This window comes from Micromonospora sp. NBC_00362, assembly GCF_026342155.1.
Taxonomy (GTDB): domain Bacteria; phylum Actinomycetota; class Actinomycetes; order Mycobacteriales; family Micromonosporaceae; genus Micromonospora; species Micromonospora hortensis.
In genome coordinates this window covers 6,276,272-6,298,239 of record NZ_JAPENH010000001.1, presented here as the reverse complement: position 1 = coordinate 6,298,239, position 21,968 = coordinate 6,276,272, and the positions used below count along the sequence as shown (strand labels likewise).

The following is a 21,968-nucleotide window of genomic DNA, read 5'->3' as shown; positions in this document are numbered from 1 at the left end:
TCGGCGCGCGTGTGCGCGGCTCGCTGGCCTCGGCGCGCGTCAGCGCGGCGCGGCGGTCTCGGTGAGCAGGCCGAGGCGGTGGGCCAGGGCGGCGGCCTCCACCCGGTTGGTGACACCCAGCTTCGCGATGATCCGGGAGACGTGCACGCTTGCCGTCTTCGGCGAGATGAACAGCCGCTCGGCGATCCGGCTGTTGCTGTGCCCCTCGGCGACCAGGCGCAGCACCTCCCGCTCCCGAGCGGTCAGCAGGTCCGCGCCGGCCCCGCCCCCGGCGCGCAGGCCGACCCGCCGCGCCAGGGTGGCGGCCGCCTCGACCAGCGGGGTCGCGCCCAGCCGCCGGCCGATCTCGGTGGCCTCGGTGACCGCTGCCGCCGCCTCGTCACGTTCCCCGGCGGCGGCGGTCGCCTCGGCCAGTGCCAGCAACGCCCTGCCCAACGGGTGGGGCTGCCCATCGGCCCGCCACGCGTCGACCGCCGCACGCCAGGCCGGCAGTGCCTGGTCGCCGACCGCGAGCAGCGCGGTGACCTGGGCGGCGTGCGCGCGGGCCGCCGGGTGTCGCGCCGGCAGGTCGGTGGCGAGCGCCCCGATCGCCGCCGCCAACTCCCGGTCACCCACCCGGGCGGCGGTACGCGCGACGGCGCTGAGCACCGGCCACCCTTCCCGGGGCAGCTGTGGCAGGCTCTCGTCGGCCACGGCGACGCGGGCCGCCCGTACCGCCTCGACCTTGTCGTCCGCGGCCAGCGCCGCCTCGATCGCCAGCTCGTGCAGGGGCAGGCGGTGGTTCGGCCACAGGTACGGTCGATTGAGGAAGGTGAGCGCCCGGTCGACCAGTTCGTCGGCGCCCGGATGGGCGCGGGCCAGCCGCAGCCCGGCGCCCAACTGCAGCCAGTGCAGACCTGTGACACCGGACAGGTCGATCCGGGCGGCCTCCGCGCAGACCGCCTCGGCCTCGTCCCACCGACCCAGCGCGATGAGCGCCTCGGCCCGGTTGGAGAGCAGGTACGCCCCGGTGGAGCGGCTGATCCCCACCCGTCGCGCCTCGGCCACGCCGGCCTCGGCGGCCTGCGCCGATTCGGCGTAGCGGCCCAGCTCGCAGAGCATGTCCGACTCGAACACCATGGCGAGCACCAGGGTCGGCGCGTCGCCCGCCGCACGGGCGGCGGCGGCCGCCCGGCCCAGCTCGGCCAGCCCGCCGGTCAGGTCCCGCTCGCCGTGACAGAGCAACGCGATCCGCGTCGACAGCAGGGCCACGTGTTCTCCGAGCGCCTCGGCGTCGGTGGCGGCCTCGGCTGCCACCCGGGCCGCCTTCTGTGGGTCGATCTTGACCAGGTGGGTGGCGATGTCGGCGAGCAGCCGGACCCGCTCCCCGCCGGGCGGGCCACCGGCCGCCAGCCGGTACGCCTCATCCAGCTCGCGGCTGCCGTCGCTCTTGCCGAGCAGGGCCATCAGTCGACCGCGCTGGTCCAGCAGGCGGGCGGCGCGCAGCGGCGTGGCGTCGGCGTCCACCTCGGCCAGCCCGGCCCGGGTCAGCGTGATGGCCCGGCTGAAGTCGCCTGCGGTGACCGCGGCGTCGAGGGTCTGCTCCAGCAACGCCAGGTGGTCCATGCCGAGCAGGTCGGCGGCGTCCGGTACCAGTTCCCACAACTCCAGCGCCCGCTCCAGCAGTCGGCGCTGCTCGGCGTACGCGTAGCGGTCGGCGGCGGCGCACGCCGCGGCTCGTGCGGCGACGAGGGCACGCGGGTGGTCGTGTGCGGCGTGCCAGTGGTGGGCGATCTCGGCCGGGGCGCGGCCGGCGGCGACCAGATGCGGCTGGGCCTCGATGGCGGCGGCGAAGCGGGCGTGCAGCCGGGCGTGTTCACCGGGCAACAACTCGTCGTGTACGGCCTCGCGGACCAGCGCGTGTCGGAACTCGTAGTCACCGTCCCGGTCGGCCACCACCAACTGGGCGGCGACGGCAGCGCGTAACGCGTCCTCCAACTCGGTTTCGGGCAGCCCGGCGACCTCGGCGAGCAGGTCATGGGCGAATCGGGTGCCGCCGGCGGCCGCGATCCGCAACACCCGCTGGGCCGGCTCGGGGAGCCGGTCCACCCGGGCCAGCAGTAGGTCACGCAGCGTCTCAGGCAGCGCCGCGCAGCCGATCGGGTCACCGGCGACCGCCAACTCCTCGATGAAGAAGGGGTTGCCCTGGGTGCGGTCGTGGACGTCGTCGACGGCGCGGGCGAGCGGCTCGGCGCCGAGCAGGTCGGCGAGGATCGCGGCGGTGCCGTCGCGGTCCAGGCGAGCCAGCTCGACCCGCTCCACACCCCGGGCCCGATCCAGCTCGGCGAGGAACGGGCGCAGCGGGTGCCCGCGCTGCAACTCGTCGGTGCGGTAGGTGCAGACCAGCAGCAGCCGGCCCGGCCTCGCCGCCCGGACGAGGAAGCCGATGAGGTCGCGGGTGGAGCGGTCGGCCCAGTGCAGGTCCTCGATGATCAGGACCAGCGGGCGAGCATCGGCCAGCCGCTGGAACAGCTCGGCGACCAGGTCGAACAGGTAGCCGCGCGGGGCGTCGCTGAGCGGGACCGCGCGCGGGGTGGTCAGCGCCGCGGAGGCGCGGCCCAGCTCCGGCAGGAGCGGAGCGAACTCGGCCTCGTAGCCGGCGAAGACCTCGGGGCCGTCGGCGCGGAGCACCGCGCGCAACGCGGCGGCGAACGGCGCGAACGGCAGACCCGCCTCGCCCAACTCCAGGCACTGGCCGACGAGCACCCGCGACGCGCCGTCGGTGGCCCAGCCCGCGAACTCCTCCAGCAGCCGGGTCTTACCCACACCCGCCTCGCCGCCGACCAGCACCGTGGTCGGCTCGCCGGCCCGCGCCCGGCCCAGCGCGTCTCGCAACGCCGCAGTCTCGCGGTGGCGCCCGACGAGGACTGAGCTGGCGGCGCGTACGGTCACGTGTTCGAGCATGCCATGGCGGCCCGTCCCGCCGGCCCCGCCGATCGGCCGGTGGCCGGGCGGCGGGGCCGGATCGGGTCGAGCGGTCAGCCCGCCGGGCGCCGTGGGCGTGGCGGGCGCGCTGGGCGTGGCGGGCGCCGTGGGCGCGGTCACCGGCGGGCGTCGCTGGTGCGACCGGCCTGCCTGCGCCGGCCCAACCACCCTCGGCTGACCGGACGCGACAGCGACCGGGCGAGCCGGTCCGCGGCCGCGTCGGCGCGCAGCTCGGCGGCGTGGGTACGGTGCAGTGTGAGCAGGAAATCTGCGTCGTTGCCGAACATGTCGGGCTCCTTCGTGGCGTCGTCGTCTTCTGCTGACGACTCTTCGCGCGAAGGCCCCACCCGGGCATGGGCATGGCGCCTCATCTTCGCCGCCCACAGCCCCCTTACCCGTCCTGTCCGGGCGCGTACGGCGACGTAAGGTACTCAGCTGCCCCGGCACCCGGACGCGGATCAACCGGGCCGGCGGCGACCACTAGACTCTGCGGCATGGCAAAGCCCCAGGAGAAGGTCTCGTTCGGCCAGCGGCTGAAGCAGATCGGGATGGTGTTCCAGTTCACCGCCAAGCAGGACCGGTGGTTCGCGCCGCTGGTCGCCGCCGCGGTGCTCATCCCGCTCGCGCTCACCGTGGTCGCGGTCATCCTCTGGAGCTGGATCTGGCTGCCGATCGGCATCCTGTTCGTCCTGCTCGCGGTGCTGATCGTGCTCAACCTGCGGTCCAACAAGGCGATGATGAACGCCGCCGAGGGGCAACCCGGCGCGGCGGCGCAGATCATGGAGAACATGCGCGGCGACTGGCGGGTGACCCCGGCGGTCAGCTCGACGACCCAGATGGACATGGTCCACCTGGTGATCGGCCGCCCGGGCGTGATCCTGCTGGCCGAGGGCAACCCGCAGCGGGTGCGCGGCCTGCTGGGCCAGGAGAAGCGGCGGCTGTCCAAGGTGATCGGCTCCGCTCCCCTGCACGACTACGTGATCGGGCAGGAAGAAGGCGAGCTGCCGATCCGCAAGTTGCGGACGACGCTGCTGCGCCTGCCCCGCGCCCTCTCCGGCAAGGACGTCAACTCGCTGGACAAGCGACTCAAGGCGCTCACCGCCCGGCCACAGATGCCCAAGGGCGCGATCCCGAAGAACATGCGGCCGCCAGGCGCCTTCCGCCAGTCGCGGGGCCGCTGACCCCAGGTGTACGCGTAAGAGCCGGACCCGTGCGGGTCCGGCTCTTTTCACGTACACCCTGAGGTGCCCACCCCCGACGCTCCGCCCGCCCTTGCCCGTCGCCGTCGCCGTCGCCCTTGCCCTTGCCCTTGCCCTTGCCCTTGCCCTCGCCCTCGCCCTCGCCATGATCGTGCTCGATCCTGGATGCAGTGGCCTCGGGCGCGGAGGATGCCACTACATCCAGGATCGAGTGCGATCAGCGCGATCAGCGCGATCAGCGCGATCAGCGCGATCTTGCGGGTTGCGGGGTCGCGCGGCCCCGGACCGGCCTTGGCGGGGTCGGCCTCAGCCGCGGGGGGCGTCGACGATGACCGAGCCGGCGATTCGGTCGTGCAGGCCGCGCCGGTGCTCGTCCATGATCAGTGCGGGGACGACGAGGGCAAGCAGCAGGCCACGGATCAGCCCCCGGAGCACGCCGATCCGGCCACCGTCGTGCCAGGTCACACAGCGGATCCTGGTGATGTACATGCCCGGCGTCTGGGCGAACAGGCCGAGGAAGATGCCGTACTCCAGGACGAGCACCAGCACCGGGGCCCAGCCGTCGCGTACCGGGTCGGCGAAGAAGTTGGACACCAGCAGGCAGAGCACCCAGTCGATGATCAGCGCCCCGAACCGCCGACCGAGGCTCGGCGCGGTGAACGTGGGATCGGTGGCCGGCGCTGCCGGAAGGTGCGGGTTGGTCACAGCGGTCAAGGGTATCCGCGCCGGGATGAGGGCTTGCCGGGTGCCACCGCCGCTGTGTGCCGATTCAGGCCAAAGGCATCAGATGTCATTACACTGGCACAGTCGGTACGGCGTTCCTGGCGGGCCGAGGCGCGGACCGGGGCGTCGCTGACGCTCCGCGAGGGACGTAACACGGCAGAAACAACGGAGACACGGCCGGGCAACCCCCCGGCCCTAGCGTCGCCAGAAGCCTAGCCACCCCGTGGACGTGCCAGGAGGATGTGTGTTCGCCAATCCCGAGGAACTGCTGCGATACCTCAAGAACGAGGACGTGAAGTTCGTCGACGTTCGTTTCTGTGACCTGCCCGGCGTGATGCAGCACTTCAATCTGCCGGTCGAGTCCGTCAACGACGACCTCTTCACCGACGGCCTCGCGTTCGACGGTTCGTCGATCCGCGGTTTCCAGGCGATCCACGAGTCGGACATGCTCCTGCTCCCGGATGTCGCCACCGCGTTCATCGACCCGTTCCGCGCGCAGAAGACGCTCGCGCTCAACTTCTTCATCCACGACCCGTTCACCCGCGAGGCCTACAGCCGCGACCCGCGTAACGTGGCGAAGAAGGCCGAGGCGTACCTGGCGGCGAGCGGCATCGCCGACACCGCCTACTTCGGCGCCGAGGCGGAGTTCTACATCTTCGACTCGATCCGCCACGAGACCTCGGCGCATCAGTCGTTCTACTACATCGACTCGATCGAGGGCGCCTGGAACACCGGCCGCGAAGAGCCGGGCGGCAACCGCGGTTACAAGACCGCGTACAAGGGCGGCTACTTCCCCGTCCCGCCGGTCGACCACTACGCCGACCTGCGTGACTCGATCGTGCGCCGCCTGGTCGACACCGGCTTCAACGTGGAGCGCTCGCACCACGAGGTGGGCACCGCCGGCCAGTCCGAAATCAACTACCGGTTCTCCACCCTGCTGCACGCCGGTGACCAGCTCCAGCTCTTCAAGTACATCGTGAAGAACGAGGCCTGGGCCAACGGCAAGACCGCGACGTTCATGCCCAAGCCGCTGTTCGGCGACAACGGCTCCGGCATGCACACCCACCAGAGCCTCTGGCTCAACGGTGAGCCGCTGTTCTACGACGAGACCGGCTACGCCGGCCTGTCCGACATGGCCCGCTGGTACATCGGCGGTCTGCTGCACCACGCGCCGTCGCTGCTGGCCTTCACCAACCCGACGATCAACTCGTACCGTCGTCTGGTGCCGGGCTTCGAGGCGCCGGTCAACCTGGTCTACTCGCAGCGCAACCGGTCCGCCTGCACCCGCATCCCGGTGACCGGCGCGAACCCGAAGGCCAAGCGCGTCGAGTTCCGCGTCCCGGACCCGTCGGCCAACGTCTACCTGGCCTTCTCGGCCATGATGATGGCCGGCCTCGACGGCATCAAGAGCAAGATCGAGCCGCCGACGCCGATCGACAAGGACCTCTACGACCTCCCGCCGGAGGAGTGGGGCGACGTCAAGCAGGTGCCGGGCTCGCTGTCGGCAGTGCTCGACTCGCTGGAGGCCGACCACGACTACCTGCTCGACGGTGGCGTCTTCACCCCCGACCTGATCTCCACCTGGGTCGACTGGAAGCGCGCCAACGAGGTCGACCCGGTGCGCCTGCGCCCGACCCCGCACGAGTTCGCCATGTACTACGACTGCTGAGCCTGATCAAGGCTCCGACCTGCACGAACAGGATCACTACTGATCTTGGGTACAGGTTGGGTACAGACTGACAAGCGGCGGTCATGCTCGGCTCCCAGCCGGCATGGCCGCCGTTTGGCGTCCGCCGAGCGCGCTGTCGACGAGCAGGCGGGTCCGGTCGACCACGTCCGGCCACTCGTGTACGTACGTGTTCAGCGTGACGGTCGGCGTGCTGTGCCCGAGCGAAAGCTGGACCGTCTTCACCGACGCGCCTGCGTGGATCAGCACTGTGGCGTAGTAGTGCCGCAGTCCGTGGATCCCCCACCGCGCGGGAAGGCCGACCGCCGCCCGAGCGGTCGACCATGTCCGGGAGAAGGTCGCTGCATTGACCGGCTCGCCGCCGACACCTCGGAATAGCAGGCGTGCGGGCCGGCGCACCGGCCGGCGACGATCCGTGTCGTCGTCGAGTTCGACCGCGTCGCAGCCGTCGGCAAGGTGCAGGCGCAGCGCCGCCGCGACGACCTCGGGTAGCTCCACAGTCCGGGCGCTGGTCTTCGTCTTGACCGGGCCGAGGAACGGCTGACGGCCCTTGAGCACCTTGAGTTGGCGACGGACATGCACCTCTCGCGCGTCGAAATCGATGTCGTCCACCTCCAAGCCGAGGATCTCCCCCAGGCGCAGACCGCAGCCGGCTGCGAGGTACACCGTTGCGGCCAGCCGAGGCGGCAGCGTAAGCGCCAGGTCGTGGACTTGGTCCGCCGATGGAATGACTCTGTTCCCCCGGTCGATCGACGGCAGCCGGATGCCCTTGTCGCACGGGTTGGTAGGGATCAGGCGATCCCGTACGGCCATGGCGAACATCGACCTGAGGTAGGTGTAGACCACCCGCAGCGTGCTCGGGGCCAGGACACCCGACCGGTCCTTCACCCACCCTTGGATATGGCTCGGTCGGACGTCCTTGATCTGCTGTTGGCCCAACCTCGGCAGCACGTGGAGCCGGACAGCGTGCTCCACCAGGACGGTTGTGCTGTCGGTGTGGAGCTGGGCGGCTCGCCACAGCTCGGCGAGGGCCGCAACGGTGATGCGGCCCGCCCGGTCATCGATGTACTGACCCCGGCTCAGGTCGGCACGCACGTTGGCGTCGTGGCGGTCGGCATCCACCTTCCGCTCGAACAACTGCGTACGCGTCTCGCCGAGGTTGTCCGTCCAGCGGACCCGCCACCGCTTGCCCCGCCCGTGCCGTCTCGACGGCAGCCGCGTCCCGTCGGGTCCACGCGAGTTCAGGTACCACAGGTCGTCAACGGGCATGGCCTACGCCGCCTGCTCCGCGACCCAGGACCGCACGTCCTGCGGGTCGTACCTCAGGTGCCGTCCGACCTTGGCCGCCGGTGGCCCGAAACGGCGGTGCCGCCATTGGTACAGGGTGCCCACCGGCACGCCGAGGAAGGCGGAGACATCCTCCACCGTCCACAGCCGGTCGACAGCGCTTGTCTGCCTTTGGGTGCTCATCAGTCCAGTGCTCCATTCCACGACTGCGATGGCCGATGGTCGGCCGGTTTGGTGTCAAGGTGGGCTTGACGCTGAATCGCGCGTCAGGCAACGAGGGTCTGTAGGTACTCGCGTGCCGCGTCCTGGTGCTCTCGGGCCATAGCGGCGGAGGCGTTGGCGAGCAGCGCGTCAGCCGTGGTGTGCCAACCGGCGCCCACGAATTGCAGGAAGTTGACCACCAGCGTCGCCGGCTCGGTCCCGGCCACGGCTTGCTCCGGCCCGCTGCTCTGGGTGCGGCGGAACACGACGCGTTGGTTGCGCAGCAGGGCGAAGGTGATCGAGTAGCGGCGGGACTTGGTGAGGAAGTGGCCGCCGAAGCCGAGCATGTGCGCCCAGCGGCGCAGCCGTCGCCAATCGCGGGGCGTGCCGAGCATCCAGCACGCGTCTATGAGGCGTTCGGCGTGGCTGCCGGCCGGGTCGGCGTAGATGTCGATGGTGTCGCCGGTCAGCCGATTCGAGGCGTGGCCGGTCACCTCGGTCGACTTGGTGGCGTACTTGGCCAGGTACGCGGCAACCTGCGCGTCGGTCACTTCGCCCCGGCCGGCCACCGTGATCACCTTGGTCAGCACCTGAGTGCCCCAGGCGATCGTCCAGCCGCCCGGGCGGGCAGGGTGGTCCGGGGTGGTGAAGCCGACGGTGGCGGCGGCGTGGTCGACGGCGGCCACCAGGTCGGCGGCGTCGAGCTGCGGCGGGGCCGGCACGATGGCGTCCGGGTCGTCGAGGTCGCGGCCGTCCAGCCGGATGATGGCATGGAAGTGCACGACGCCGCGTCGTTGCATCTCGGCGGCCTTGCCGAACGACAGCCGCACCGGGGACACCCACCGGGTCTTACCGGTACGCGGTGAGGTCACGGGGATGTCGGGGATGCCACGAGCGGTGGCCAGCCGGTGCATGTAGCGGTTGATGGCGATGGTGGTGCGCCGCCACAGTTCCCCGGCCGTGAGGTTCCAGACCGCTTGCGCGTCGTGGTCGTAGCAGTCGAGGCACAGCGGTGTGCCCAACCGGGCGTCGGTGTCCTCGTGGCGGGCGAAGCAGACCAGCCGCACGCCATGCGGGCAGACCGTCAGATCCCGGCGGGCGTGGCAGGGTTCGGGTCGGCAGTCGCAGGAGGTCCGGCGGGTGCAGGTGTGCCGCTTGACGAACCGGGTGTGCACCTCGCCGAAGGACGGGGCGGTGAAGGTCGGGAACACCGCCGGGTGGTGCGCCACCTGCTCGGGCACGCCCTTGCCGCCGACCAGGCCGGCCCGCACCACCTGGTAGGCGTCGCGTTGGTAGAGCTTGGAGCAGGTCGGGCACACGGCGGCGCGGCGGTTGCCGCACGGCTTGTAGATGACGCCGTCGGGCATGTCGGCCGTTGACCGCTCCGAGAGCAGACGGCCGGTGGCGGCCTCGACGGTGGCCATGGTGCCGACCAGGCGGACCGGGCGGGTGCAGCCAGCGGCCGGGCGGACGTGGCGCAGCCAACCGGCGAAGTCGGGTTGCGTCAGCCGGGCAGCGGCCTGCCGTCGGATGTCGGCGGAGGTGGCGTACCAGGGCGGGGCGGTCGGCTCGGCGCACGGGGCCGTACCCGAAGCAGGTGCTTCGGGTACGACGGTCAGCGTCGAGACGGTCAACGGGTCGCCTTCATAGGGTGGCCGTTGGCGGGTCGGACGGGTCGGTTGTCGGTGTTGGGGTCGAGGTCCAGGACCGCGAGGGCTTGCGTGGCCTCATCCGAGGTCACCTTGAGGCGGACGGCCAGTTGGCCCGGGGTGATCGGCGTGCCGTGCTCGGTGCGGTACTGCTTCGCGACGCGGGTCGCTCGGGCGAGCAGGTCCGGGGCCACGATCGGCAGGGGAAGTTGGGCAGCGTCAGACGCGGTGACAGGAGTGTCAGTGGTGGACGGTGCCAACATCGGTGCCGGGGTGACATCAGGCTTGCTCGGTCGGGGACGGGCGGGGCGGGCAGTCGCATCGGGTGCAGGCGTCGACGGCTCCGGGGTGGGGGCCGGTCGCGGTGCGGTGATCCGGGTGGCGACCTGGGCCGGGGTCGGGATCTCGGGCTGGGCCGGCATCGGTGCCGGTTCGGCGGGGTCGATGGTGGGCATGATGGGCAGCTCGGGCCGGCCGGGCGTCGGTGCCGGGACGGCGGGAACGGTGACGGTTGGGGCTGGCGTCTTGGCGGGTGCCGGGGACGCTGGTGCGGTGCCGGTGGCGGCGGTCAGAGTTCGACCGCTTCCCCGGCGGAGCAGGGCGCGCATGTGCACGGCCAGGCCGGCGACGGCCGGGGGCAGTGCCCCGACGATCGCGGCCAGGACCACACGCCACACCTCGACTCCGGTGGAGAAGGTGGACAGCAGGTGGTACGCCGACTGGGCAGCGATGCCGATGCCGGCAGCACCGTAGGTGTTCTTCTTGGCGAATGCGGCGACCTGTGCGGGTACGGGGGCCATCCACAGCACCAGGGCGACGACCACGTAGCCGTCGACCGCGATGGGCATCAGCCAGGCCAGGGCGAGGCTGACCGAGGTGCCGGGGACTGTAAGGCGGGCGGTGAAGCCGGCGAGTTCGGCCAGCGCGATCCAGGTGGAGGAGGACAGGCCGAACGACGCGGCCAGCACCGCCCACGAGGCGATCGACGCCAACCGGGGCTCACCGGCCACCAGCCGGGTAGAGGTTGGATTCGGGTTGGTGGTCACGCCGTGGCCCTCCCGTCAGCGAGGCCGAACAGGGTCGGTTCCTCACCGGAAGGCAGCGAAGTGGGTTGGGCCGCCCTGCGGGATGCCGTCCGGTTGCTCCGGGCGGTCTTGAGGTTGTGCAGGTCGGCGAACTGGTCAGGCGTCAGCACGGACAGCGCCTGCTTGTCTTCGCCGCGCCGCCGGTACAGCAGCGGGCGGACTGTGGCGTTGGTCGGGCAGTCCGTCACCCCGTCGGGGTAGCGGAAGCCGCAGCCGGGGCACAGTGACGGTGCCGGGCTACCGGGGTAGTGATCAGCGAACACCTTCGCGAGGATCGCCACCGTGACGCCGAGGCCGGCGCGGATGAGCCGCTCGTCCAGGGCGACACGATCGGCGCGATCGCCGTAGCGCATCTGTACCGCCTGCCGGGACACGCCCAGCCGGTCGGCGATCTCCGCCCAGGAGTACCGGTACGGAGCCTGCCGCAGACCGGTGACGGCGAGCCGCGTCATGGCGTCCACGTCGGTGGACAGCGCCGCGAGTGACCGCAGCGCCTCGATGTCGCCGGCAGCGACCCGACGGGCATACGCCCGCAGGATGCGCCGCACGAACGCGTCGAACTCGGTGGTTTCCACGGACCGCTTGGCGCGCTTGGTGCGGGTGCGCGTCAAGCCGGGCTTGACGGTTTTCTTGTTCATGCCGCACCACCGGCAGTGGCGCTCCAACCGCAGACATCGCAGTCGTAGAAGCCGCAGTACTGGCAGCAGCCAGAGCGGTCCTGATTACGCGGCATGACGTCCGCGCAGTCAGAGTCCCCGCAGCGGCAACCATCCTTGGTTGGCGTGCCATTGGTGCGGTCCCACGCGTCGGCCGCCGCATTGAGGACGGCGATGACAGCGTCGGCTGTCTGGCCCTTGGCGTCGTTGAAGTCGTAGGCGTTGTCGAGCCTCTCGTAGTACTGGCTGTCGGCGAACCGGAGGGCCAAGTACCAGTCCAGGTAGGTCAACGCCGCCTCGAAGTCAGCGAACTCCGGGGCTTCGAACATGTGGGCCGGGGCGTCGACGGGTCCGCCGTAGCAGACGATGCCGATTGCGCCGACCAGACAAGCCGGGGGCGTGAACGACCCCGACGTGGCGTCGTAGTAGGCGCCCTGCGTCCAGCCGTGGCGGGACAGGTACAGGACGGCGTCCCGCAGCGTGCGGGCCGGGGTGGTCACCTGCTCGGCGACCGTGTTTTGGGTAGCGTGCATGACGGCAGCTCCTTCCGGGCTGTTGATGGGGCGGGTCGGCGGCGTCCGGGGTGCTTTCTCAGGGCTGATCCCGGTGCTGCCGGCCCGTTTCTATGGGGTTCGGCGCTGGGGGCGGACCATCCGCCGCAGGGCCGCGTCGAACTCGGTGACGATCCGCATCAGGTGCGCCCTGGCGTTGGTGTCGCCGGCCGCGAGGCTGATGCGGGTGCGGATCTCGGCGTGCTGGCTGCCGTCGGCGGCCAGCACCCGGGTCAGGACCACCACGCCGCGACCGGGAACCCGCAGGGTCACCGGCTGGGCTCGGTGCTCGCCCATCCCGCAGAGGTGGCCACGGGCGCACCAGTCCGGGTGAAGGTGGTCGTCGGTGGTCGGCCAGGTTGGCGACGTGGCCGGCCGGGGTCGGATACGGATACTCATGCCGCACGCCCCTTGCGGTCAGCCCGCATGCGGGCGGCGTAGGTCGCGATCCGGGCACAGGCCGCGTCATCGAGGTACGCGGCTTTGATCAGTTGCGGGATGCCGCCCTCGGCGATGAGCAGGCCCACGCCGGGATTGGTCGGGCTGATCGTGTTGGACGACCAGCCGCGGTCTGCCCACCCGTGCCCCAGCACGATGTCGGAGGACACGTTGGTGGTGCACCGGAAGGCGCACCGCCAGGCGAACAGGTCCCGCAGGCTCGTCGGGATGATGTCGGAAGACGGGCGTTGCGTCGCCGCGACGACGATGATGCCGACCGCCCGGCCCCGAGCCACCAGGTCCCGCAGCAGACCCGCGAAGTCCTCCCGGGTCTTCTTGTCCCCGACGGTGGCCGAGAAGTAGGCGATCTCATCGATGGCGACCAGGATCGGGCTGAACACGTCATCGCGTTGGGTCTTCCGGCGGCCCTCAACTTCCAGGTAGGCGTACCGGTTGTCCATCACGATCTGCATCCGCCGCAACGTGGCCAGGGCATGCATGATGTCCGGGCCGACGAACACGTCGGCGCAGCTCTTCCACTGGCCCAACTCGACCTGCTTGCCATCCAGCAGGCACAGCCGGCAGTCCAGCGACAGGGCGGCGTGAGCCACGATCAGGTTCAGCAGGGTCGACTTGCCGCCGCCCGGTTCCCCACCGATCAACAGATTGCGGTAGATCAGCGGGACCTGCACCGGGTGGCCGAACTCGTCCACCCCGACATGCACCGGGTCGAAAATCGACACAGTCGGGTCGGCGGGCATGCCACCCGGTGCCGGAGAAGCGGTCAGCGTCGACATCACTGGCCCGCTCAGGCCGCCGCCGGCGCAGCGGTCGACCAGGGGTCATCCGCCGGCGCTTCCGGGGTGAACCCGTCCCCACCGGAGCGGGTCCGGGACGTCTTCTTCACCGTCGCCGTGGCGAACCGCAGCGACGGGCCGACCTCATCCACGTCCAGGCCGTACGCGGAACGCTTCTCGCCCTCCTCGTTCTCCCACCGCGACAGCCGCAGCCGACCGGCCACCACCACGCGGGTGCCCTTGGCCAGGGACTCGGCGATGTGCTCCGCCAGGTCCCGCCACGCGGTGCAGGTCAGGAACAGCGGGTCACCGTCGCGGTACTCACCCGAGGCGCGGTCGAACACCCGAGGCGTGGACGCCACGGTGAACTTCACCAGCGCCACCCCGGCCGGGGTGAACCGCAGTTCCGGGTCGGCGGTCAGGTTGCCGACCACCGTCACGGTCGTGTCGTTTGCCATTACAGATCCTCCTTGGATCGGTTTCCGAGGTATGTGTGCCGTTGAACGCGGCGACACGGGTACGGGTCAGACATCTTGTGCGAGTTTTGGCGGTCAACGGCGCGGGTTGCGTTGCTCCGGTGCCGGCGCTGGCACGTCCAGCAGGTCCAGGCCCAGCGGCGGCATGGCCGGCGATACCGGGGCGTCCTCGTCGCGCATCCACGCCACCCAGGTCGACAGCGGCGAGGCCACCAGGCCGGTCAGCGGGTCACGACGGGTGATGTCGACCCGCACCAGCGCGGCATGCCGGGCCGACGCACGAACCATCCGCGCCTCACCCGCCCAGCAGGCCACCGCGAGCTTGTCCGCCTTGCCGTCCAGGTCCATCAGGTCCAGGCCCGGCCGCAGCCACACCCACGCCCGCTCCCCGGCCGGCGTCGGCCGCGCCCACAGGATCAGCGGCAACCGACCCGGGTGCAGCCGCGACGTCGAGCGGATGAACTCCGCGAAGCACAGCCGCAGCCGGTGCCGCACCACCACGCACCACACCCACGCCGACACCCGCCGACGAAGCCGGCCGACACCGAAGACGACACCCAGCACCACGGCCAGGAGCACCAGCGGCACCGCCGGGTGCGTCGCCCGGGACAGGTACGCCATGCCGACGAAGAGCGTGACCGCAGTGACGATCTCGAACGCCCACCACCACAGCACCCGTAGCGCCGGCCACACCCGGACCACGGCGGCGACCACCAGGCCGCACACCGCGCCGGACAACAGCCCGATCACCACCGCGAGCGCCAGCGGCACCGTCACCGACGCGGTAGCGGCCACCACCAGGGCGACGGACGCCGCCACGACGAGGAACGCCACCCGAGCCTTCTGCGCGTACGACCGCGACACCGGCGTCTCCACCAACGTCACCGCGCCCACCGGGCGCTCACCGAACAATCGTTTGGCCATGCCTCGACTCCCCTCCGTGGCCCAAGTACTAACCGAGTTAGTAATTGGGACGCTACGACACCGCACCCTTGATCGCCAGCCCTCCGGGTCGGCGATTTTCGGCAGCGGAACTTGTAGATATGACGATCACTCAGGTACTCATCGAACGACAGGTGTCACTGCGGGGTCAGGCCGATGTCCCCTTCCCTGTCACCCCCTTAGCGGGGCCATACTGGGCTCATGGGAGACACGGGAAGCGCGGGCGAGGGCCGGCCTCTGTGGGCTCGGCGTATCCGGAACGAGCGGGCCGCCCGAGGGTGGTCGCAAGCTGAGGCGGTCGAAGCCCTCCGGGCGCACGCTTCGTCTGAGCTGCCGTCGAGCGGCAGCCTTCTCCGAAACTGGAAGCGCTGGGAGGCCGGCGACGCCGAGCCAGACGACTTCTACAAGGGCCTCATCGCGGTTACGTTCGGCACCGTCACCGCTGCGTTCTTCCCACGACGTGGCCGCGACGACGTCGACAAGACTTTGATGGCTGGCACTGGCCTGGACACCCTCGAAATCGTCACTCGCATGCGCGCGTCGGATGTGTCCCAAGCGACCCTCGAAGGGCTGAGGATCACCGCCGACAGGCTGTGCAGCGAGTATCCCTACACCGACTCGGCAGACCTGCGAGTCGAGGGACACGCGTGGCTGCGCCGCATGACGGCACTTCTCGACGCTCGTCTCACGCTCGCCCAGCACAGAGAGCTGCTTACCTTGGCGGGAACGGTCGCCCTCCTGGTGGGTTGCGTCGAGTACGACATGGGTCGACGCACCGAAGCCGAGGCGACCCGTAGGGCGGCGTTGCAGCTCGGGGAAGAGTCCGGGGACGTGAACGTCATCGGTTGGGCGCAGGAGATGCGGGCGTGGTACGCGCTGACCGCAGGTGATTTTCGCGGCGTAGTCGCTGCCGCCGAAGCAGGCGAGGCAGCCGCGCCGCGCCAAAGCGTGGCAGTCCAACTAGCTGCCCAACGGGCGAAAGCATGGGCGCGAATGGGCGACCGGCGTCAAGTCGAGCTTGCCCTAGACCAGGGCCGCCGCATCCTTGAAGGACTGCCGTACCCGGAGAACCTGGATCACCACTTCGTCGTCGACCCGGCCAAGTTCGACTTCTACGCGATGGACTGCTACCGAATCGTCGGCGAGAACGGGCTTGCTGAGGTCTACGCGGACGAGGTGATCCGCTCATCCACGGACAGCAGCGGCACAGTGCGAAAGCCCATGAGAGTGGCGGAAGCACAGATCACCCTTGGTGTCGTGGCCGCACGAGCGGGCGACTTGGATCGCGCCGTCGACCTCGGCCGCCAGGCGCTCAGCGGGAACCGGCGGTCACTGCCATCGCTCGCCATGGTGGCCACGGACCTGTCGTCAGTGCTGGCCAAGCAGTACCCGGACGCGCCAGAGACGCGGGACTTCGCGGACGAGTTGCGAGCGGTCAAGGCCGGCCCGAGCGCCTAGCGTTCAGCGTCATCGCCCGAGGGCGGTTGAACCTCAGCCCGCGACCTGCCGCCGACACCGGGTCGTGGCCGCGCCTCGTGCCAGTTGACAATGTGCGCCGGTCGCCACACGTGCGTCCGTCCAAGCGTCAGATCGGGCGCAGGCATCTGCCCCCGCTTCCGGTACGTCGCCACCGTGCCAACCCGCACCCCGAGGTACGCAGCGACGTCCGAGGTCGTCCACCACTCCGCGTCGGGATCAGGGCTCGTCACGTCCGCCATTCTGCCTGCGTTGAACGCTCAACGCACCTACGTACCGGGGCAGCCTCCTGAGCGCTTGCGGCGCTGACCTGGCTTGGCCTCAACTCCCCTCCGAGGGTGCACGCATACAGAGCGAACACCAGCTTGGGTGCATTTCTATCTGACCGTTTGGCTGGATGCCACGCACCGTCCTCTTTAGATCGCTGGCGGACAGGGTCTAGATCCACACCACGACATGTCGCTACAGTGAGGCGTACCACCGATCACCGTCTGTGATGCGCCCCGGGGGGCACCGCACATGTGGCTTAACAGCGAGGTCTGGCAAGGGCAGTACGGCGAGGCCTTCGTCCGCGGCTTAGCCTGCGCGGCTGGCCTCACAACGTCTACCAAGAGCCTCGACGTCGACGGCACTGACATCCAGATCAGCATCCCAGGGCGGCGCGGCTCCTTCCGTTACCCGGCGATCGAAGCGCAAGTTAAGTCTTGGTCGACACCCAACTCCGACGGCGATCACTTCCGATATCCACTGAGCCTTCACAACTACGCCGACCTGGTCGGGACTGTGGGGATCGACCTCCCACTCCCCCGTTATCTTTTTCTGGTGATCGTGCCGCCCGAGAAGGACGGCTACACGCTGGCATCTCACGATTGCCTTCACTTTCATCACGCGGCATACTGGGTTTCTCTCATGGACGAGACACCCGCTTCAGAACTGACAGTTAAATCCTCAAAAACGGTTTATGTACCTAGAGATAACCTCTTGACCGTTGAAACGCTGGTTAACCTGGTTTGCCCAGAGGGACAGAAGAGGGAGGCGGCCTGATGGATGTCGAAATCGTAGACACCGATGCCCTCACTGCCCGCGACCCCTCGCAGATCGCTCTCTACTTGCGCAGCCGAGGTTGGGAGCCGGACTCTGCGCCGGGCGGAACCGTCTGGCAACTGGGAGTCGGGGACGAACGGTTGGAGGCGTTAGTTCCGACCAATAGCCGAATGAAGGGCTACGCGGGTTTCATTCGTCAGCTTCTACACCTGCTCGAAGACGTCGAAGAACGCTCGCAGCTGGAGATATTCCGAGACATCTCTACGGCTGCCGCCGACGTTCAGTACGTTCGCACCATGCCTAATTCCCCAGCAGGAACAATACCCATTAACGACGCCTCGAAAACTCTCGAAAATATTCGACAGTGGGTACTAGCTGCCGCAGTCGGAGTTGCAAGCCCTTTTCGCCGCGCGGTACAGCCCGCGAGAAAGCCAGCAGACGCCCTTGAGTTCATGCGCGGCGTGAGGCTCGGTCCTAGCTACGAGGGCAGCTACATATGGTCCGTGGAAGTACCGTTACCACCCCGCGTCGGACAGGAGATTCTCCCTTTCGACGATCCTGACGTTCAATACCATTCGCAACCGTTCCCTCGTCGCGTATCGCAGTTTCTCTACAGAGCAACGAGCAGAGCGCTCAGTGCAGCACAGCTCGTCGTGCATCAGGACCAAGGGTTAGACGCTTTCACTTCGGGTGTTAATGACGGAGTTACGGCCAACCTCTGCGAATCTTTGGCAGGTTTGGCGGGCGAGGAAGAGAGGCCCTTCCAGCTCTCGTTTCAGTGGGCTATTTCTCGCCCTGTCGAGCCCACTCCTTCGATCCGCTTTGACCCGCCAGAAGTTCAGGTGCTTGCTCAAGCCGCGAAGGAAATGCGAGCCAACCTCCCGGAAGAAGACATTCGCATCATCGGCAATGTCGTCCGCCTTCATCGCGAAAGCAGCCTCGGCTCAGGCGAGGTGAGTATTGCGGGTGTGATGGAGGGCGACACCAGTGAACGACTGTGGCGAGTATGGGTAGAACTTACGGAGCAGGACTACCTGCACGCAATCACAGCGCACGACCGAGGTCATTCCGTGTCGGTGCGGGGTGACCTCACACGCCGAGGTAATCGTTCGAATCTAAGCCGAGTCTCGGTGTTCGAGGTGCTACCTGATCAGTCTGCCTAAGTTCAGGCGAGTCTCCTCGTCGGGCAGTCGTCAGACCGTCCATCCTCCCCGGACGGGGACAGGTCCGGCTCAGCTCGCCCCGGTGGCCCCTGCGTCAGCGTTGCGTCCGCCTGCCCTTGCGGGGAAGAACTAACCTGATCGCGTGACCGAGCAGACTCCGGCTGATGGCTTGCCGAACTCGTCCGAGGACCAGTTCGAGGCAGTACCTCTGGGCCGTTGGGAGCGGCTTGGAGCATCCGCGCTCGGACTGGTCGCTGCCGGGGGCGGCGCCTGGGCTGTCTTCGCTACTGACAACCAAGCCGGATCCGCAGTTCTTGTCATCATCGGCGCGGCCTTTCTGCTGATGGGCCTGCAAGGCACACCTCTGATTCGGGTCGGTAGCGCAGATAGTGGCGTAGAGCTTGAGCGTCGTCGTCGCCGAGTCGAGAAGGCGATGGAGCAGGCCCGGCAGGAGGAGAGCCCAGAAATAGCGGCTGGGATTGTTGAGGCGGCTTCGATCATCGAACCTCGGATCTTTCAGTCGCCGCGCTACCGAAGCGAGCTCTACACCTCGAAGGTGGCTCTGGCATTCCAGATTGCGGTTGCGAACGCCACGGTTGAACGGCACTCGCTGGACTATGGCCCTGACCTCACGGTTCGCACGGGCATGGGCACGGCGAACGTCGAGGTCAAGTACCGCGAGCGAGGTCCGCTGAGAATGCAAGACGTCCGGAAACTGGAGTGGTACAGCGAAAGTTCGCGTGGCCTCCTCATCGTCACTAACGCTCCCCTTTCCCCCGAGGTCGAGGCCTACAACGCCGACGAGGCGAACCGACATGTCGAGGTAGTGACGTGGAAGGGCGAGGAAGACGCTGGGATACTTGTGCGAGCGCTTATCCGGGTAGCTGCTGCCGGTGGGGCACCAAGTCCAGCGGCTGATGTTGGTCTCTGAGGATCTCCTCGTCGGGCAGTCGTAGACCGTCCAGCCTCCTCGACCGCGGCGTTCCGCCTGAATTCTCGCCGGTGAGAACTTTCCATACGTCTTCAAGGCGGCCCTGCGGGCCGCTCGCCGGCCACTTTCGCCGGCCGTCCGCGCCTTGCCGCTTCGCTCCCGGCGCGGACCGGCAGTGGCCTCGGCGAGGCCAGCGGACACGCCGAAACCCCGGCGGCATCCGATCAACGGTGACGCCGGGGCCTACAGCTCTCCAGGCTACGGACGAGCCGGTTGGTACTGTCCCGACGGAGGCCACCCGCCATGTCGATGGATGATCCACCGCAGGAAGCGACCGAAGCTGCCGTTGCCGAGCTGCTCCGTCTCACCTTCCTGTGGATTCGCACCCTGTCTGCTCGCCTGGTCGAGGACCAGTCGACGGAAGCGCTGATTAAGCGCCACGCCCAGATCCACGAGTTGGCCGACATCTGCCACAACTTGCCGGGCCTGCTCGACCCGGGCAGGCGGCATAACCTCGCCGCAGGGCTTCGCTACGAGTGGCGCACATCGTCCCAGCGCAAGCGCGACTGGATGACCGCCTGCTGGGACCGTGCTGACTATGACTACGGCTGGCTCAGCGAACCGGAGTCCGAGCAGTCGGCCGCTGACTCTGACAGCGGTGCCTCCGGCGGGTAGGGCCTCCGGCCCTACGACCCGGGAATGGCCTCCGGCGGCCGGGGCTACTCGCCCCGAACCCTCGGCGACTCTGGGATGCCCCGGCCGCGACCGGGTACCCGTCGCACACCGGAGGCCACCAGACCGCGCCGACCTGGTCCAGGTCGTTCGTCCGGCGGGGCGCTCCACCTGGACCAGGTCGGCGCGGCCCGGCAGGGCGGAGCCTGCGCGACGGGATGCACCACCGGCCCTCTTCCGAACCCCTCGCACACAACCCCAACCCATGATCATTAGGTACACGAGGGGTACAGATGCCGCCTGGAAACACTGGATAACGATGGAAGTTGATATACGGCGTACGGGCTGCCCAGCGGCTTGATCGATGCCACTCTCCCAGGTCAGCCGCCACGCGCAGTTAGTTCGCCATGTACTACGACTGCTGAGCAGTCAGACGCACGACGACTGCTGAGCAGTCGCTGGAACACCGGCCGGGCCGGCTCCGCTCACCGCGGAGCCGGCCCGGCTCGCTGTGCGCCGCCCCCCGGCATACCTTCGCGTCCGATATATTGCTTCGGTGGACACACCACTGCGCGAACCGACCTTCCTGATCCTCACCGCGCTGGCCGGCCAGCCGATGCACGGCTACGGGCTGATCGGCGAGGTCGCCGCCCTCTCCGACAACCGGGTGTCGCTACGCCCTGGAACGCTCTACGGGGCGCTCGACCGGCTGGTCGACGCCGGCCTCGTCGAGGTCGACAGGGAAGAGGTGGTGGACGGCCGACTGCGCCGCTACTACCGCCTCTCCCCCGGCGGCGAGACCACGTTGAGCACCGAGACCGAGCGGCTGCGCCGCAACGTCGAAGCCGCCACCACCCGGCTGTCCAAGCGGACCCGCGCCGCCCTCCCGACCACCCCGCGTACGGCCGGAGGCTTGGCATGAACGACCTGGAACGCCGATACCTCCGGCTGCTGCGCGCGTACCCCGCCGACTACCGGCGTGCCCGAGGCGCCGAAATCGTCGGTACCTACCTCGACCTGGCCGCCCCCGACCAACGCTGGCCGGCGCCGGTGGACGCCGCGGACCTGCTGCGCGGGGGCCTCCGCCAGCGACTGCGGGCCGCGGGCATCACCGACCTGATCCCCGGGGTACGCCTCGCGGCGCTGCTCGCCCTGGTCACCGCGAGCGCCCTCGCCGGCGTCTGGGGTACGGCGGAGCTGCATCCGCCACCCGTGGAGTGGGGCCTCCCCCACGTCGGCCCGTTCGTCTCGCTCGGCGTCGTCGCGTGGGCGGCATGGCTGCTGGCGGCGGCGGTGATCGCCGTCGCGCCGAGCCGGGTCGCCCGGTGGGCCATCACCCTCGCGCTCCTGGTCACGATCGCGCTGCCACCGGTGGCCGCGGCGCTCGACGCACTCCGACCGCCGCTGATGGTGCTGCTGCCGCAGGTGGCCCTGGGCCTGCTGGGGCTCGCCCTGCCCGACCGAGCATCCCGGGCGACCCGCCTCGCGCCGGCGCTGTCCGCGCTGTCGGCGGTGGTGGCGACGGAATTCCTGGTGGGCTTGGATGCGGTCGGCAGCTACTACGGCGCCACCCTGGAAGTCTTCCTGCCCACCGTCGGCGGACTGTTGCTGGTCGTCGGGGCTCTGCTGGCCATGGGTCTGGCACTGGGCGGGGACACCCGGGGCGGCTGGGCGCTCGTCACACTGCTCACCCCCGCCGGCTTCCTGGCGGTGCCCAGCCTGGCGGACAGCTTCGGCCCGGCATACGGCGCCATCACCTTCGCGGAACTGGCCGTGACCGCTGTCGCCGTCGCGCTCGCCGGTCCGGCCGCACTGTTCCTGGCCGTCGTGTTCCGCTCCCGCCGGACCTCCAGCCCTCAGCCCTCGGGCCAGCCCTGCCCCACCTGCGGCGCGCGAACCTGACCCCCTTCGTCCCGCCTCAAGATCGTGCTCGATCCTGGATGTAGTGGCCTCGATCGCGTCGGACACCACTACATCCACGTTCGAGCACGATCTTGACCGCAAGACGATGACGATCCTGAGGCTGG

Annotated in this window: 22 protein-coding genes; 9 read left to right on the top strand and 13 right to left on the bottom strand. The window is 69.4% G+C overall.

Features of this window, described 5'->3' with window-relative positions; translation table 11 throughout:
* Positions 1 to 39: 39 nt before the first annotated feature.
* The gene (locus tag OG992_RS29175) at positions 40 to 2,931 is read right to left on the bottom strand and encodes a helix-turn-helix transcriptional regulator (protein ID WP_266304836.1); all 2,892 of its coding nucleotides are present in this window, start codon (positions 2,929 to 2,931) and stop codon (positions 40 to 42) included.
* A gap of 149 nt (positions 2,932 to 3,080) precedes the next feature.
* The gene (locus OG992_RS29170; RefSeq protein ID WP_167493919.1) at positions 3,081 to 3,251 is read right to left on the bottom strand and encodes a hypothetical protein; all 171 of its coding nucleotides are present in this window, start codon (positions 3,249 to 3,251) and stop codon (positions 3,081 to 3,083) included.
* A gap of 207 nt (positions 3,252 to 3,458) precedes the next feature.
* Between OG992_RS29170 and OG992_RS29165 the strand changes: the two genes are divergently transcribed.
* Positions 3,459 to 4,145 carry a DUF4191 domain-containing protein gene (locus OG992_RS29165; RefSeq protein WP_091407420.1) on the top strand — a complete coding sequence of 229 codons (687 nt, stop codon included), beginning with the start codon at positions 3,459 to 3,461 and terminating at the stop codon, positions 4,143 to 4,145.
* Positions 4,146 to 4,469: 324 nt separating this feature from the next.
* On the opposite strand, the gene OG992_RS29160 is transcribed toward OG992_RS29165, so the two are convergent.
* Positions 4,470 to 4,868, bottom strand: coding sequence for an RDD family protein (locus OG992_RS29160; RefSeq protein ID WP_308193766.1), 399 nt, complete (start codon positions 4,866 to 4,868; stop codon positions 4,470 to 4,472).
* 262 nt (positions 4,869 to 5,130) lie between these two features.
* Here OG992_RS29160 and glnA point away from each other — a divergent pair, with 262 nt between their 5' ends.
* Positions 5,131 to 6,555: a type I glutamate--ammonia ligase gene (glnA, locus tag OG992_RS29155; RefSeq protein WP_112671701.1), complete on the top strand. Its 1,425-nt coding sequence runs from the start codon at positions 5,131 to 5,133 to the stop codon at positions 6,553 to 6,555.
* Positions 6,556 to 6,636: 81 nt separating this feature from the next.
* On the opposite strand, the gene OG992_RS29150 is transcribed toward glnA, so the two are convergent.
* From OG992_RS29150 to OG992_RS29105, 10 genes are all read right to left on the bottom strand, one after another.
* A complete protein-coding gene (locus tag OG992_RS29150) occupies positions 6,637 to 7,842 on the bottom strand; it encodes a site-specific integrase (RefSeq protein WP_266304835.1) in 1,206 nt (401 codons plus the stop codon).
* A 3-nt stretch (positions 7,843 to 7,845) separates the two neighbouring features.
* Positions 7,846 to 8,043, bottom strand: coding sequence for a helix-turn-helix domain-containing protein (locus OG992_RS29145; protein ID WP_110565749.1), 198 nt, complete (start codon positions 8,041 to 8,043; stop codon positions 7,846 to 7,848).
* Positions 8,044 to 8,126: 83 nt separating this feature from the next.
* Positions 8,127 to 9,593, bottom strand: coding sequence for a replication initiator (locus tag OG992_RS29140; RefSeq protein WP_266305292.1), 1,467 nt, complete (start codon positions 9,591 to 9,593; stop codon positions 8,127 to 8,129).
* A 98-nt stretch (positions 9,594 to 9,691) separates the two neighbouring features.
* Positions 9,692 to 10,756: a hypothetical protein gene (locus tag OG992_RS29135; protein WP_266304834.1), complete on the bottom strand. Its 1,065-nt coding sequence runs from the start codon at positions 10,754 to 10,756 to the stop codon at positions 9,692 to 9,694.
* A complete protein-coding gene (locus OG992_RS33845; protein ID WP_323181921.1) occupies positions 10,753 to 11,433 on the bottom strand; it encodes a hypothetical protein in 681 nt (226 codons plus the stop codon). Before OG992_RS33845 ends, OG992_RS29135 begins: the two co-directional genes overlap by 4 nt.
* Entirely contained in the window at positions 11,430 to 11,984 is a 555-nt protein-coding gene (locus tag OG992_RS29125; protein ID WP_266304833.1) for a hypothetical protein, read from the bottom strand. Before OG992_RS29125 ends, OG992_RS33845 begins: the two co-directional genes overlap by 4 nt.
* Positions 11,985 to 12,074: 90 nt before the next feature.
* Complete coding sequence (locus OG992_RS29120; protein ID WP_266304832.1) at positions 12,075 to 12,401, bottom strand: hypothetical protein; 327 nt, start codon at positions 12,399 to 12,401, stop codon at positions 12,075 to 12,077.
* Positions 12,398 to 13,237, bottom strand: coding sequence for an FtsK/SpoIIIE domain-containing protein (locus OG992_RS29115; RefSeq protein ID WP_266304831.1), 840 nt, complete (start codon positions 13,235 to 13,237; stop codon positions 12,398 to 12,400). The genes OG992_RS29120 and OG992_RS29115 overlap by 4 nt, the downstream gene beginning before the upstream one ends.
* 11 nt (positions 13,238 to 13,248) lie before the next feature.
* Positions 13,249 to 13,695 carry a single-stranded DNA-binding protein gene (locus OG992_RS29110; RefSeq protein ID WP_266304830.1) on the bottom strand — a complete coding sequence of 149 codons (447 nt, stop codon included), beginning with the start codon at positions 13,693 to 13,695 and terminating at the stop codon, positions 13,249 to 13,251.
* Positions 13,696 to 13,788: 93 nt separating this feature from the next.
* The gene (locus tag OG992_RS29105) at positions 13,789 to 14,637 is read right to left on the bottom strand and encodes a hypothetical protein (RefSeq protein ID WP_266304829.1); all 849 of its coding nucleotides are present in this window, start codon (positions 14,635 to 14,637) and stop codon (positions 13,789 to 13,791) included.
* Positions 14,638 to 14,856: 219 nt separating this feature from the next.
* On the opposite strand from OG992_RS29105, the gene OG992_RS29100 reads away from it, so the two are divergent.
* The 7 genes from OG992_RS29100 (at position 14,857) to OG992_RS29070 (ending at position 21,843) form a co-directional block, all read left to right on the top strand.
* Entirely contained in the window at positions 14,857 to 16,113 is a 1,257-nt protein-coding gene (locus OG992_RS29100) for an XRE family transcriptional regulator (protein WP_266304828.1), read from the top strand.
* A gap of 537 nt (positions 16,114 to 16,650) precedes the next feature.
* Positions 16,651 to 17,175 carry a DUF4365 domain-containing protein gene (locus OG992_RS29095; RefSeq protein WP_266304827.1) on the top strand — a complete coding sequence of 175 codons (525 nt, stop codon included), beginning with the start codon at positions 16,651 to 16,653 and terminating at the stop codon, positions 17,173 to 17,175.
* The gene (locus tag OG992_RS29090) at positions 17,175 to 18,338 is read left to right on the top strand and encodes a hypothetical protein (RefSeq protein WP_266304826.1); all 1,164 of its coding nucleotides are present in this window, start codon (positions 17,175 to 17,177) and stop codon (positions 18,336 to 18,338) included. Before OG992_RS29095 ends, OG992_RS29090 begins: the two co-directional genes overlap by 1 nt.
* 142 nt (positions 18,339 to 18,480) lie before the next feature.
* Positions 18,481 to 19,269, top strand: coding sequence for a hypothetical protein (locus tag OG992_RS29085; protein ID WP_266304825.1), 789 nt, complete (start codon positions 18,481 to 18,483; stop codon positions 19,267 to 19,269).
* Between the two features lie 303 nt (positions 19,270 to 19,572).
* Positions 19,573 to 19,944, top strand: coding sequence for a hypothetical protein (locus OG992_RS29080; protein WP_266304824.1), 372 nt, complete (start codon positions 19,573 to 19,575; stop codon positions 19,942 to 19,944).
* A 553-nt stretch (positions 19,945 to 20,497) separates the two neighbouring features.
* Positions 20,498 to 20,863, top strand: a complete 366-nt coding sequence (locus tag OG992_RS29075; RefSeq protein WP_266304823.1) for a PadR family transcriptional regulator — start codon at positions 20,498 to 20,500, stop codon at positions 20,861 to 20,863.
* Positions 20,860 to 21,843: a hypothetical protein gene (locus OG992_RS29070; RefSeq protein ID WP_266304822.1), complete on the top strand. Its 984-nt coding sequence runs from the start codon at positions 20,860 to 20,862 to the stop codon at positions 21,841 to 21,843. The genes OG992_RS29075 and OG992_RS29070 overlap by 4 nt, the downstream gene beginning before the upstream one ends.
* Positions 21,844 to 21,968 lie beyond the last annotated feature (125 nt).